Origin of the sequence: Paraburkholderia fungorum, assembly GCF_046026025.1 — a bacterium.
GTDB lineage: Bacteria > Pseudomonadota > Gammaproteobacteria > Burkholderiales > Burkholderiaceae > Paraburkholderia > Paraburkholderia fungorum_E.
Genome location: NZ_JAQQFL010000034.1, coordinates 16,570 through 29,071 on the forward strand (window position 1 = coordinate 16,570; position 12,502 = coordinate 29,071).

Genomic DNA, 12,502 nt, shown 5'->3' on the forward strand with positions numbered 1-12,502 from the left:
CCGGCGAACTGCGCACCGAGTGCGCGGCGCCGGCCCGGCGCCGTCAGGCCGCAACACAGTGTGCGGCCCTTGTGGCGATTATGCGGCCTGGCGGATTTCCTGCAACAGGTAACCGAAGCCACGCACCGTGACGATTTCGACACGGCAGTTTTCGAGCTTTTTACGCACCCGGTGCACGTAAACTTCGATCGCGGTGTCGCCGAGATCGCCGCCGAAATGCGTCAGATGGTCTTGCAGCTGAGCCTTGCTGACCACGCGGCCATGGCGCAGCAGCAGCATTTCGAGCACCGCGAATTCGCGCGGCGACAGTTCGAGCGGCTTGTCATCGTTGAAAATGCGGCGATCGACACCCGACAGACGCACACCGCCCAGCGACACTTCCGGACGCGGCATATCGCCGTGCGGGCCGCTGCGGCGCATCACCGCGCGGATACGCGCTTCGAGCTCGGTGGGTTCGAACGGCTTCAGCATATAGTCGTCCGCGCCGGAATTCAGGCCTTGCACGCGGTCGTTCAATTCGTCGCGCGCGGTGAGGATGATCACCGGCGTGTGGCGATTGCTCTGACGGAAGCGCGCGAGCAGGGTCATGCCGTCGATTCCGGGCAGGCCCAGATCGAGAATCACCAGCTCATGGCGGTTTTGGGTGAGGGCCTGTTCGGCGAAAATACCGTCATGGACCATGTCGACGGTGAAGCCGGCTTGTTCGAGACTACTTTGGATGCCGCGTGCGATGGGGCGGTCATCTTCGATCAGAAGGAGTCGCATGGATTTCGCTCAAGTACAATGGTTTTAGGCGTCTGGGCAAGCGGTTCGCCGGGGCGCCTGCTGCACAGGCAGCATGCTGCGTGGCCATGCCGAACTGGCACCAGGTGGTCACGAAACAGCTATCGAGCAGCCATGAAGTTGCACAGGCAGCCAGATAGCAGCCACCGGGCGATCACGACGTCATGTCCGAGATAAGCATTCACGAACTGGAAGCCGCAATCAACTTCTGGCGCGCCCGCTCACCTTCGAGCGGCGACGAACTCGTTCTGTGCAAGGAGGCAAGCGCGCTCTCCAAGCCGTATGCGCTGATGATTGTACAGCGTCAGCAGACGCTATCGCCGGATCGTTTGGACGGGATTGCAAGGCTGGCGTGGGATTCTTACGTCCGCCTTAATAATAGCCTGTAGAACTGAAGGTTTTGGTGTCAGATTGCCTGCAATGCCCTTTCAGTACCGTCAAATCACTCGATGCAAGGCGCATCGAGTTACCTGATCGCTTGTATTAAGCAGTAATACTGTCGATAAATTGTGCCAATTTGATGTCCCGCTGGGTCAAGCCATTGGCTTCGTGCGTGGACAAAGTGATTTCCACCTTGTTGTACACATTGAACCATTCAGGGTGGTGATCCATCTCCTGCGCCTTGATTGCCACGCGCGTCATAAAGCCGAATGCTTCATTGAAGTCGGCAAACTTGAATTGGCGCTGGATCGCGTCGCGGCCTGCCACGGCTTGCCAGCCGTGCAACTCCGCCACCAGTGTGGCGCGTTCTTCGGAAGTGAGTTTATTAATCATGATGCTACCTCGTTGATCTGAACAGGCACGCCAGTGGGCATGCGCACCCGCTATTTTTTCACGGATGCCATCAGCCTGCTGTCGGATTGCTCCGATTGTGTTTTCAGATATCGCCGTCGGCTAGCCAGCCGTCCTGCGAGCCACGCGTGATGACGTCATCGTGTGCGAGCACGTCGCCCGCCGCGAAGGCCGGCTGCGCAACCAGTCTGGCCAACAGCGGCGCGAAGTCGGTTTGCGTCACGCTGAACAATTGGGCGAAGTCGTCGATCACGAAGTAGGTTTTCTGGAACGTGTCGATGCGATAGCGCGTACGCATCACGCGTTCGAGATCGAAGCCAAGCCGGTTCGGCGCCGCGCTTTGCTGGCTGTAGAGCGTCTCGCCTTTGCTCGACACGATACCCGCGCCGTAGATCTTCACGCCGTTCGGACTGGCCGCGTCGCGGATCAGGCCAAACTCGACTGTGTACCAATAGAGCCGCGCGAGTAGCGGCAGGGCGCCGGCGTCGTTGGCAGCGAGCGCGGCACGGCCGTAGGCGTGCATGTAGTCCGCGAACACCGGATTGATCAGCAGCGGCACGTGGCCGAACAGATCGTGAAAACAGTCGGGTTCCTGCAGATAATCGAGCTGATCGGGGCGGCGCATCCACCACGTCACGGGGAAGCGGCGGTTCGCCAGATGCTCGAAGAACACCTGGTCGGGCACGAGTCCGGGTACGGCGACGATTTGCCAGCCCGTCGCGGGTGTCAGCTTTGCGTTGATTTCATCGAACGAGGGCACACGATCGGACGGCATGCCGACACAGTCGACGCCCGCCAGAAACTCATCACATACGCGGCCCTTGAGCAGCGCGGTCTGGCGCGCATAAAGCTGCTGCCATACCGCGTCGTCGACGGCGCCGTATCGTTCGGTCGGTTGGTCGATGGTGAAATCGGCGCGGGTTTCGAGGCCGGCGTCGAATTGCTCTTTGAGTTTGGCGGTGTTGGCTGTGGACATGATGCTGCGTGCTCTACGGTGACTCGGGATTGAAACGGTGATGCAAGTGTAGAGCGGCGAGCGTGCGGAAAGGGCGCAATGATGGCGTTCCAGCATTCCGTTATGCAATAATCGTGCATCAATAACTGATTTAATGCGGATATCGATCATGCTGGAACTCGATCACTTCGATCTCGCGCTGCTGGATGTGCTTCAGCGCTTCGGCCGGGCCACGCATCAGCAATTGGCCGAGCAGGTGCCACTGTCGCCGTCGCAGATCGGGCGCCGCTTGCAGCGCCTGGAACAGGTAGGCGTGGTGGACGGCTATCGTGTCGTGCTACGCCCGGAAAAACTCGGGCTCGGCGTGACCGCTTTCACGAGTCTGAAGCTGAAGCATCACGGCGACTCGATCATCGAGCAATTCCAGCAGCAGATCGAAGTGTTGCCGGAAGTGCTGGAGTGTCACGCGGTGGTTGGTGACGCCGATTATCTGCTGCGCATCGTGGCGCCTGATCTGAATTATCTGTCGACCTTCGTGATGAAGAAGTTGATGCGTGTACCGGGCGTGGACAGCGTGCGCTCCAATATCGTGCTGACCACCTTCAAGCGCAACGGACCGCTGCCGCTCGGCCATCTGTCGCCGGGAGCGGCCGCTGCTTGAGGCTGCGGCTTCCCGGCGTTTCGGGTGCGGGGTGTCGGGTGTTGTAAGGGCCGTGATTCAGGAATTGATGCCGTCACGGCCCCTGACGCCTGAATTTTATGCAGCTTGCTTCGATTCACCGTCCGGACTCAGCAAATCGACGTAGGCCACCGCCACCAGGTCCGATTCCGGCACACCGAGGGTCTGGAACATTGCGCGCGCTTCGGCATGACCGCCTTCTTCGTCGTCATCCTGAGCCAGCAGGACTTCGAGTTCAACGAAGTCACCGAGACCGTCGACGCGGTCGAGATGGATCCGCGTACGGCCCGTCAGATACACGTGACGCTCCTTCGTGACGATGCCACGCGTGGTCAGCGCCGTGGCGAGCAGGGCGTGCATGGCTTCAGGGTTGGTCACCGGGCTGAGCGTGTAGTACGACGCCTTCGGGCCGTCGCGGTCGTCGCGCTGATAGAAGATCAGTTCGGCCGGCGTGCCGTCGTCGAACTGGCGCAGCTTCAGGCGGCCGCGCGGCACGTCGTAGAAAAAGTCCTGCTGGCGGAAGATCAGCGGCGCGTCCGGTGCAAGCTTTGCAGCTCGCTCGCGCAGTTGCTCGAAGTGCTGGGCGCGGGCTTTGATTTCAATGTTGCGTGCCATGTCAGGCTCCTGTCGAAGGATGGCGTGGTCGGCAGCTTCCGGGGTTGCCGGGACGAAGCTGCCGGGAAGGACAAAGTCAGACGGAACGAAAACGATGCGGGGCCGGCGCGTGAGCGCGAACCCTCAATCTAACAAAAAGTGCGTGACGGTGTGGTTTCAGATGACGAAGCCAGCAGATGCGGCCTTCCACGAGACAAGCGATGGGTCGCGAGCAAGGTTGCTCTGCTTGCGCCCCTGGCGGAAAGCGGCCAGCGAGGGCCGGTGGCGGGATGACAATCGGCCGCATGGTGCATGGGTGTCATGAGAGCGGCTCATATCGCCGTCGTGCTGCGCTTGTGCTGGCCTTGCACGGCCCTCAGGCAGGCTTCACGCCGCGCTCACGTCGCCCATTGCTGCTCGATCAGTTTCAACGCCGCTGCAATCGCCGGTTCGTCCTTCCGCTCCGCGAGCGCAATGAAGCTGAGCTGGGTTGGCACGGTGACGCCTTCGACGATGGTCAACGCGTGCGCATGCGCTTCGGCGATTGCGGTGGCGTCGCGCGCGAGCGTCAGGCCGACGCCTGACTTGACCAGATCGAGCATCGACGGCTCCTGATCCACTTCCGCCACCTTGACCGGTTTTACGCCGGCCTCGCCAAAGCAGCGCGACAGCAATCGATTGTGCGCGGACGCGGGCGGCGTCCAGATCCACGGCAGCGCGGCGAGCGAACGCCAGTCGCGCGCGCCCTTCACGCGATCTTTCCAGCCCGCCGGCGCCAGCACGCGGTACTGGAAGTGCGTCAGGGTGACGGCGTGAAAGGTGGCGCCGTCGCGGGGATCGTCATCGGATGGCAGGCCGATGTAGTAACCCACATCCAGTTCCCCCGCGCGAACCTGTTCCAGCACCCAGCCCGACATGCCGTGGCGCAGGGCCGTTTCGATGCGCGGCCAGGTTTCTACCAGTTGCTTGAGAAAGCCGCCGAGGCGCAGAAAAGCCGGATCGAGGATCGTGCCGATCCGCAATCGACCGCGCACCTCGTGGCGCAGCGACGCCGCCGCGCGCTGCACGTCGTTCGCGGCGCTCAGCGCGCGTTCGGCATGGGGCAGCAGGGCCTGGCCATCGCGGGTCAGCGAAAGCCCGTGCGAAGTTCGCGTGAACAGCGTCACGCCGAGCGTCTCCTGCAAATGCTTGATTTGCAGGCTGACGGCAGGTTGGGTCAGGTGAAGTTGCACCGCGGCACGCGTGAGGTTGCCCTCGCGCGCGACGGTGACGAACGCCCGTAGCAGAGTCAGATCCATATCCTGATATTAGCTCGGCTTATAGCGCAGTTGAGCATTACTCATTGGATTTGTCGTCCCGAAGCACCGTACGCTTGCGTTCATCACGCCGTTGACGGTGGGCGGAAGACATTCACAGGAAGAGGACAGGAAGATGAGCGAGACATATCAGGACGAGACCGTGCGGAGCGAGACGGGCGCACGCGCGCTGACCCATTTCATCAACGGCAAGACGGTCGAGGGGACGAGCGGCCGTTTTGGCGACGTCTTCAATCCTGCGCTTGGCAGCGTGAGCGCACGCGTGCCGCTGGCGAGCGTTGCCGAGGTAGACGCTGCGGTCGCTGCTGCCAAGGCTGCGTTTCCTGCATGGAGCGAAACCGCGCCGATCAAGCGGGCGCGTGTGCTGTTCAGGTTCAAGGAATTGCTCGACCGTCACCATGACGAACTGGCGGAGTTGATCACACGTGAGCACGGCAAGGTGTTTTCCGATGCGAAGGGCGAGGTGATGCGCGGCATCGAGATCGTCGAGTTTGCGTGCGGCATTCCGAATCTGCTGAAGACCGACTTTACCGATCAGATCGGCGGCGGCATCGACAACTGGAATCTGCGTCAGCCGCTGGGCGTGGTCGCCGGCATTACGCCGTTCAATTTTCCGATGATGGTGCCATGCTGGATGTTTCCGGTGGCGATCGCATGCGGCAACACGTTTGTGCTGAAGCCGTCGGAGCGCGATCCGTCCGCCGCGATTCGATTGGCTGAATTGTTCAAAGAGGCGGGATTGCCGGATGGCGTGTTCAACGTTGTGCATGGCGACAAGGTGGCGGTGGATGCGTTGCTTGTGCACCCGGAGGTGAGTGCTTTGTCGTTTGTCGGTTCAACGCCGATTGCCGAATACATCTATACGGAAGGCACGAAGCATGGCAAGCGCGTGCAGGCGTTGGGTGGTGCGAAGAATCACCTGGTGGTGATGCCGGACGCGGATCTCGATCAGGCTGTCGATGCTCTGATCGGCGCGGCGTATGGTTCGGCGGGCGAGCGTTGCATGGCGATTTCGGTGGCGGTCGCGGTGGGGCATATTGCTGATGAACTGATCGAGCGACTGACGCCGCGAGTGAAGAGCCTGAAGATTCTGAACGGCATGGAATCGGAAGCCGAGATGGGGCCGTTGGTGACGGCGGCGCATCGCGAGAAGGTGGCGGCGTATATCGATGCCGGCGTTGACGCGGGTGCGAAGCTGGTTGTCGATGGGCGTGGCCATCAGGTGGCCGGGCATGAGAAGGGATTCTTTCTCGGCGGTACGTTGTTCGACGATGTCTCGACCGACATGAAGATTTATCGGGAAGAGATTTTTGGTCCGGTGCTATGTGTTGTGCGGGTGCCGGATTTTGCTTCGGCTGTTGAGCTTATTAACGCTAACGAGTTTGCCAATGGGGTGGCGTTGTTTACCTCCGATGGCGGGGTGGCTCGAGCTTTTTCGCGGCAGATCCAGATTGGGATGGTGGGGATTAATGTGCCGATTCCTGTGCCGATGGCGTGGCATTCTTTTGGTGGGTGGAAGAGGTCTCTCTTTGGGGATCATCATGCCTACGGGGAAGAGGGTGTGCGGTTTTATACGCGGTACAAGAGCATCATGCAACGGTGGCCCGATAGTATCGGGAAGGGGGCTGAGTTCACTATGCCTGTGGCTAAGTAGTTTGGTTGGTTTGCCTGCGCGGCGCTTGGGGGGGCTTTTTCTTGTTTTTTTAGTGGTCTGGTTTGGCTGTGCGCTTACGGCGTTGGCCTTTCCTTGTTTTCTTAGTGGTCTATTAGCGTTGCCCCTGTGCGGGGCGGCACTTACTTTCTTTGCCGCCGCAAAGAAAGATAAGCAAAGAAAGCGGCTCACACCGCCAGCTCATAAGCGGGTCCCCTGGCTTGGAGGAGGTAGTGGTGCATCTGGAATCTGTGCTCTCGCACATTCGGCGTGTGTGACAAAGGGCTCATCCGTTCCCACTTCGCACTGCGTGCGTCGCGGACGGGGCTGCCAGGGAAACCCGGGGGCTTCGTTTGCGTTCGGGGGATCCATTGGCTTCGCCTCGGCGAAGCGCCGGATCGTGTGGTGGTGAGTTGCACAAGCAGATGCGGTTGACGGTGCGAAAGTGTGGATACGGGATGCAGAGCGAAGCGGCGGAGAGGCAACGTATGTGGATGAAGTGGGTACAAGTAAACCAATGTTTTATGAAATACGCTTCGGCGCGCGCAGCGCCGCCGGAAGTATGACTGCCTGGTCACTAGCGCCGAATGTGCGAGGGCACGGATTCCAGATGCACCACTGCCTCCTCCAAGCCAGGGGACCCGCTTATGAGCTGGCGGTTTGAGCCGCTTTCTTTGCTTATCTTTCTTTGCGGCGGCAAAGAAAGTAAGTGCCGCCCCGCACAGGGGCAACACTAATAGACCAATAAGAAAACAAGGAAAGGCCAACACCGCAGGCACGCAGACACACAATCGCCCGCAAGCTGACAAACCAAGAAAACCCCAAAACCACAGACACACGAAGCACCGCGCAGGAAAAAAAGCTTAGGAGACGAAACAATGACCCCCACAGAAAAATCCCCAAAAACACCCCACCGCCTGGAAGGCGAATTCGACTACATCATAGTAGGCGCCGGCACGGCAGGCTGCGTCCTGGCCAACCGCCTATCGGAAGACCCAGAAATCCAGGTCCTGCTACTGGAAGCCGGCGGCAAAGACGACTACCACTGGATCCACGTGCCGGTAGGCTATCTCTACTGCATTGGCAATCCCCGCACGGACTGGCTCTACAAAACGCAATCAGAACCCCGCCTGAACGGCCGCTCCCTCTCATACCCACGCGGCAGAGTATTAGGCGGCAGCTCGTCGATCAACGGCATGATCTACATGCGCGGCCAGCGCGAGGACTACGATGAATGGGCTCGCGTCACCAACGACGCCGCCTGGTCGTGGAACTCCGTCCTCCCCATCTTCAAACGCAGCGAAGACCACTACGCCGGCGCGTCCGAATCACATGGAGCAGGCGGCCCATGGCGCGTCGAAAAGCAGCGCCTGAAATGGAAGATCCTCGAAGAGTTTTCACAAGCGGCGCAACAAACCGGCATACCCGCTACCGATGACTTCAATCGCGGCGACAACACCGGCGTGGGCTACTTCGACGTCAATCAGAAACGCGGCATCCGCTGGAACGCGTCGAAAGCATTCTTGCGGCCGGCGCTCAAGCGCCCGAATCTCACCGTCATCACCGGCGCGCACACACAACGCGTCGTATTCGAAGGACGCCGCTGCACCGGTGTCGAATATCGCGGCGATAACACCGACTATCTCGCCAAAGCCCGTTGCGAAGTGATCCTCAGTTCGGGCGCGGTCAACTCACCGCAATTGCTCGAACTCTCCGGCATCGGCAATGGCGCGCGTCTGCAGACTCTCGGCATCGAGGTCGTGAAGGATCTGCGCGGTGTCGGCGAAAATTTGCAGGACCATCTGCAATTGCGCATGGCCTATAAAGTTGACGGTGTGCGCACGCTCAATACCGCCTCCGCCCATTGGTGGGGCAAGCTGATGATCGGCATGCAGTACGCGCTCTTTCAAAGCGGTCCCATGTCGATGTCGCCGTCGCAACTCGGTGCATTCGCCAAATCCGATCCGGACGATCGCTCGCTCACGCGCCCCGATCTCGAGTATCACGTTCAGCCACTCTCGCTCGATCGCTTCGGTGAACCACTGCATCGCTTCAACGCGTTCACCGCATCGGTGTGCCAGTTGCGGCCGACCTCGCGTGGCAGCATTCACATCGAATCACCCGATGCGTCGGCGCCACCGCTGATCGCGCCGAACTACCTGTCCACCGATTACGATCGGCACGTCGCGGCCAACGCGTTGCGTCTCACGCGCCGCATCGCCGCGGCGCCCGCGCTCGCGCCGTATCGGCCGCAAGAGATTCTGCCGGGTATCCAGTACCAGACGGAAGAAGAACTTCAGCAGGCAGCCGGTGCGGTCGGCACCACCATTTTTCATCCAGTCGGCACCTGCCGTATGGGCGCAGCCGACGATCCCGGCGCCGTCGTCGACAATCGGCTACGCGTTCTCGGAGTTGACGGTTTGCGTGTAGTCGATGCATCAATCATGCCGTCCATCACATCGGGCAACACCAACTCGCCGACGCTGATGATCGCCGAACGCGCCAGCGACATGATCCGTGACGACCGTCGCGCACGCGTGGCCGGCAGCGTTCCCGTTCAGACGAGCGCTGCACCGTCCATGTCCGCTGTGTGACAGTCAGTGGGAGGCGGGGCCGCAGCGCGGCCTCGAACTTCCCCTGGAACAGTGCCCTGGCATACCCCGGGCACGATGCGGGTACGGCTCGGGCATGCCGCGAGCCTGCCCGAGCCTGACTGATGCAGTCTTCATCCACTAAGTGCAAATCCCGATGAATGCGCTGCATCATTGGCGCGACAATGGCAGCCATGCTGCGTGTCGCCCCATGGATTACCGTCCGGATTGGTGCAGCACGCCAACGAGCGGCACGGGGGTGTCGCCGTCATCAAACGTCGCGCAGCCGTTCGCGCGGAAGATCGTAGTGCTTCGCCTTACTCCGTATGGAAGGGAACATGATTCTCGGCGATACGATTCTCGAAACGCGCGGCCTCACCCGCGAGTTCAAAGGCTTCATCGCCGTCAACGGGGTGAACCTGCGCGTGCGCCGTGGCTCGATCCATGCGCTGATCGGTCCCAATGGGGCAGGCAAGACCACCTGCTTCAATCTGCTCACCAAATTTCTTGAACCGACCGCGGGCCAGATCGTCTTCAATGGAATCGACATCACCAATGAACGTCCGGCGCAAATCGCCCGACGCGGCATCATCCGCTCGTTTCAGATCTCTGCCGTGTTTCCGCATCTGACAGCATTGCAGAACGTGCGAATCGGTTTGCAGCGCGTGCTCGGCACCGCATTTCATTTCTGGAAGAGCGAGCGCACGCTGCACCAGCTGGACGATCGGGCGATGGACCTGCTCACACAAGTGGGTCTGACCGATTTCGCCGATGTATTGACCGTCGAGCTCTCATATGGCCGCAAGCGCGCGCTGGAAATCGCCACCACGCTCGCGATGGAGCCCGAGTTGATGCTGCTCGACGAACCCACGCAAGGCATGGGTCATGAAGACGTCGATCGCGTCACCGCGTTGATCAAGAAAGTATCGAGCGGTCGCACGATCCTGATGGTCGAGCACAACATGAACGTAATCGCCGGCATTTCCGACACCATTACGGTCTTGCAACGGGGTGAAGTGCTCGCCGAAGGCAGCTACGCCGAAGTGTCGAAGAATCCGCTCGTGATGCAGGCCTATATGGGCAGCGCGGACGCTGCGCTTGCCGGAGCCCACGCATGAATACGATTGCCGAGCGCGAGAGCGTCGAGGTGAGCGGCACGGCTGGGGGTGCCCCCGCGCTGGAGATCGCGGGTTTGCAGGCATGGTACGGGGAGTCCCATATCCTGCATGGCGTCGATCTGACGGTGAACCGCGGCGAAGTTGTCACGCTGCTGGGCCGCAACGGCGCGGGGCGCACCACCACACTGCGCGCGATCATGGGGCTGACCGGCCGGCGCACCGGTTCGATCCGCATCGGCGGACGCGAAACCGTCAATCTGCCCACCCACCGCATCGCCCATTGCGGCATCGGCTATTGCCCGGAAGAGCGCGGCATTTTTTCGAGCCTCTCATGCGAGGAAAATCTGTTGCTGCCACCGCCTGTCGGCGACAAGGCGCACATGATGTCGCTCGAAGAAATTTATTCGATGTTCCCGAATTTGCAGGAACGCCGCATGAGCCAGGGCACACGCCTCTCGGGGGGCGAACAGCAGATGCTCGCCGTCGCGCGCATTCTGCGTACCGGCGCGAGTTTGCTGCTGCTCGACGAAATCTCGGAAGGCCTGGCGCCGGTCATCGTGCAAGCGCTCGCGCGCATGATCATGACGCTCAAGGCGCGCGGCTACACAGTCGTGATGGTCGAACAGAATTTCCGCTTTGCCGCGCCACTTGCCGATCGCTTTTACGTGATGGAGCACGGTGCGATTGTCGAGCACTTCGAGGCCAGTGAGCTCGAAAGCAAGATGCCGGTGTTGCACGATCTACTGGGCGTATAACAAGCGTCTGATTGCCTCTGATAACCACAAGTGAAGAAACAGGAGACAGGAATGAAAAAGAACCCACTCGCGCGGCTTGCCACACTGTGTTTCGCGGTTGCCGCCGGCGCCGCGTTGACGATGAGCAGCGCGCAAGCGGCTGACGATGCGGTGAAGATCGGCTTCATCACCGACATGTCGGGGTTGTACGCGGACATCGACGGACAGGGCGGCCTTGAGGCGATCCGCATGGCGGTGGCGGACTTTGGGGGCAAGGTCAACGGCAAGCCGGTTACGGTAGTCTACGCCGATCACCAGAACAAGGCGGATATCGCGGCGTCGCGGGCGCGCGAATGGTTCGATCGGGACGGCGTCGATTTGCTGATCGGTGGCACGAATTCGGCAACCGGCCTCTCGATGAATACCGTGGCCGGTGAAAAGCACAAGGTCTACATCAGCATTGGCGCGGGCGCCGACACCCTGACCAACGAGCAGTGCACACCGTACACGATCCACTACGCGTACGACACGACGGCGCTCGCCAAGGGCACGGGCTCGGCGGTGACGAAGCAGGGCGGCAAGACGTGGTACTTCCTGACCGCTGACTACGCGTTCGGCAAGGCACTCGAAAAGAACACGTCGGACGTGGTGAAGGCCAACGGCGGCCAGGTACTGGGCGCCGTGCGTCATCCGCTGTCGGCATCGGATTTCTCGTCGTTCCTGTTGCAGGCGCAAGCGTCGAAGGCGCAGATCCTCGGCCTCGCCAACGCGGGCGGCGACACGATCAACGCGATCAAGGCCGCCAAGGAATTCGGCATCACGAAGACGATGAAGCTGGCCGCACTGCTGATGTTTATCGACGACGTCCACAGTCTGGGTCTGGAAACGACCCAAGGCCTGGTGCTGACGGACAGCTGGTACTGGAACAAGGACGCCACTACGCGCGCGTGGGCGCGGCGCTACTTCGACAAGATGAAGAAGATGCCGTCGAGCCTGCAGGCTGCTGACTACTCGGCGACCATGACTTACCTGAAGGCCGTGCAGGCGGTCGGCTCGACCGACTCCGACAAGGTGATGGCACAACTGAAGAAGGCCAAGATCGACGACTTCTACGCGAAGGGCTACATCCGTCAGGACGGCAGCATGATCCACGACATGTACCTGATGCAGGTGAAGACGCCGGCTGAATCCAAAGAGCCGTGGGACTACTACAAGATCACCGCGACGATTCCGGGCGAGCAGGCGTTCACGACCAAGGCTGAAACGCGCTGCGCGTTGTGGAAATAAGC

Annotated in this window: 12 protein-coding genes; 7 read left to right on the forward strand and 5 right to left on the reverse strand. The window is 60.8% G+C overall.

The window, feature by feature from the left end:
• Positions 1-78: 78 nt before the first annotated feature.
• Positions 79-765 carry a response regulator transcription factor gene (locus PQR67_RS29695; RefSeq protein WP_028197606.1) on the reverse strand — a complete coding sequence of 229 codons (687 nt, stop codon included), beginning with the start codon at positions 763-765 and terminating at the stop codon, positions 79-81.
• A gap of 182 nt (positions 766-947) precedes the next feature.
• On the opposite strand from PQR67_RS29695, the gene PQR67_RS29700 reads away from it, so the two are divergent.
• Entirely contained in the window at positions 948-1,172 is a 225-nt protein-coding gene (locus PQR67_RS29700; RefSeq protein WP_120346411.1) for a DUF3717 domain-containing protein, read from the forward strand.
• Between the two features lie 94 nt (positions 1,173-1,266).
• Here PQR67_RS29700 and PQR67_RS29705 read toward each other — a convergent pair whose 3' ends face one another.
• Positions 1,267-1,611 (reverse strand): 4a-hydroxytetrahydrobiopterin dehydratase, encoded by a 345-nt coding sequence (locus PQR67_RS29705; RefSeq protein ID WP_408466451.1) that lies wholly within the window; start codon positions 1,609-1,611, stop codon positions 1,267-1,269.
• A 49-nt stretch (positions 1,612-1,660) separates the two neighbouring features.
• Positions 1,661-2,551 carry a phenylalanine 4-monooxygenase gene (phhA, locus tag PQR67_RS29710; protein ID WP_408466396.1) on the reverse strand — a complete coding sequence of 297 codons (891 nt, stop codon included), beginning with the start codon at positions 2,549-2,551 and terminating at the stop codon, positions 1,661-1,663.
• A 148-nt stretch (positions 2,552-2,699) separates the two neighbouring features.
• Here phhA and PQR67_RS29715 point away from each other — a divergent pair, with 148 nt between their 5' ends.
• On the forward strand, positions 2,700-3,191 hold the full coding sequence (locus tag PQR67_RS29715; RefSeq protein WP_054042727.1) for an Lrp/AsnC family transcriptional regulator: 492 nt from the start codon (positions 2,700-2,702) through the stop codon (positions 3,189-3,191).
• Between the two features lie 96 nt (positions 3,192-3,287).
• On the opposite strand, the gene PQR67_RS29720 is transcribed toward PQR67_RS29715, so the two are convergent.
• Both PQR67_RS29720 and PQR67_RS29725 read right to left on the reverse strand, forming a co-directional pair.
• Positions 3,288-3,824 (reverse strand): class IV adenylate cyclase, encoded by a 537-nt coding sequence (locus tag PQR67_RS29720; RefSeq protein ID WP_408466397.1) that lies wholly within the window; start codon positions 3,822-3,824, stop codon positions 3,288-3,290.
• Between the two features lie 377 nt (positions 3,825-4,201).
• Complete coding sequence (locus tag PQR67_RS29725) at positions 4,202-5,101, reverse strand: LysR family transcriptional regulator (RefSeq protein ID WP_408466398.1); 900 nt, start codon at positions 5,099-5,101, stop codon at positions 4,202-4,204.
• Positions 5,102-5,234: 133 nt separating this feature from the next.
• On the opposite strand from PQR67_RS29725, the gene PQR67_RS29730 reads away from it, so the two are divergent.
• From PQR67_RS29730 to PQR67_RS29750, 5 genes are all read left to right on the forward strand, one after another.
• On the forward strand, positions 5,235-6,773 hold the full coding sequence (locus PQR67_RS29730) for a CoA-acylating methylmalonate-semialdehyde dehydrogenase (RefSeq protein ID WP_408466399.1): 1,539 nt from the start codon (positions 5,235-5,237) through the stop codon (positions 6,771-6,773).
• A gap of 875 nt (positions 6,774-7,648) precedes the next feature.
• On the forward strand, positions 7,649-9,364 hold the full coding sequence (locus PQR67_RS29735) for a GMC family oxidoreductase (protein WP_408466400.1): 1,716 nt from the start codon (positions 7,649-7,651) through the stop codon (positions 9,362-9,364).
• A 335-nt stretch (positions 9,365-9,699) separates the two neighbouring features.
• Positions 9,700-10,479 (forward strand): ABC transporter ATP-binding protein, encoded by a 780-nt coding sequence (locus PQR67_RS29740; protein WP_028198418.1) that lies wholly within the window; start codon positions 9,700-9,702, stop codon positions 10,477-10,479.
• On the forward strand, positions 10,476-11,234 hold the full coding sequence (locus PQR67_RS29745) for an ABC transporter ATP-binding protein (RefSeq protein ID WP_120346419.1): 759 nt from the start codon (positions 10,476-10,478) through the stop codon (positions 11,232-11,234). Before PQR67_RS29740 ends, PQR67_RS29745 begins: the two co-directional genes overlap by 4 nt.
• A gap of 51 nt (positions 11,235-11,285) precedes the next feature.
• Positions 11,286-12,500: an ABC transporter substrate-binding protein gene (locus tag PQR67_RS29750; protein WP_408466401.1), complete on the forward strand. Its 1,215-nt coding sequence runs from the start codon at positions 11,286-11,288 to the stop codon at positions 12,498-12,500.
• Positions 12,501-12,502 lie beyond the last annotated feature (2 nt).

Coding starts and splice junctions, on each gene's coding strand:
- PQR67_RS29695 (WP_028197606.1), bottom strand. CDS start 765: ATGCGACTCCTTCTGATCGAAGATGACCGCCCCATCGCACGCGGCATC.
- PQR67_RS29700 (WP_120346411.1), top strand. CDS start 948: ATGTCCGAGATAAGCATTCACGAACTGGAAGCCGCAATCAACTTCTGG.
- phhA (WP_408466396.1), bottom strand. CDS start 2,551: ATGTCCACAGCCAACACCGCCAAACTCAAAGAGCAATTCGACGCCGGC.
- PQR67_RS29715 (WP_054042727.1), top strand. CDS start 2,700: ATGCTGGAACTCGATCACTTCGATCTCGCGCTGCTGGATGTGCTTCAG.
- PQR67_RS29720 (WP_408466397.1), bottom strand. CDS start 3,824: ATGGCACGCAACATTGAAATCAAAGCCCGCGCCCAGCACTTCGAGCAA.
- PQR67_RS29725 (WP_408466398.1), bottom strand. CDS start 5,101: ATGGATCTGACTCTGCTACGGGCGTTCGTCACCGTCGCGCGCGAGGGC.
- PQR67_RS29730 (WP_408466399.1), top strand. CDS start 5,235: ATGAGCGAGACATATCAGGACGAGACCGTGCGGAGCGAGACGGGCGCA.
- PQR67_RS29735 (WP_408466400.1), top strand. CDS start 7,649: ATGACCCCCACAGAAAAATCCCCAAAAACACCCCACCGCCTGGAAGGC.
- PQR67_RS29740 (WP_028198418.1), top strand. CDS start 9,700: ATGATTCTCGGCGATACGATTCTCGAAACGCGCGGCCTCACCCGCGAG.
- PQR67_RS29745 (WP_120346419.1), top strand. CDS start 10,476: ATGAATACGATTGCCGAGCGCGAGAGCGTCGAGGTGAGCGGCACGGCT.
- PQR67_RS29750 (WP_408466401.1), top strand. CDS start 11,286: ATGAAAAAGAACCCACTCGCGCGGCTTGCCACACTGTGTTTCGCGGTT.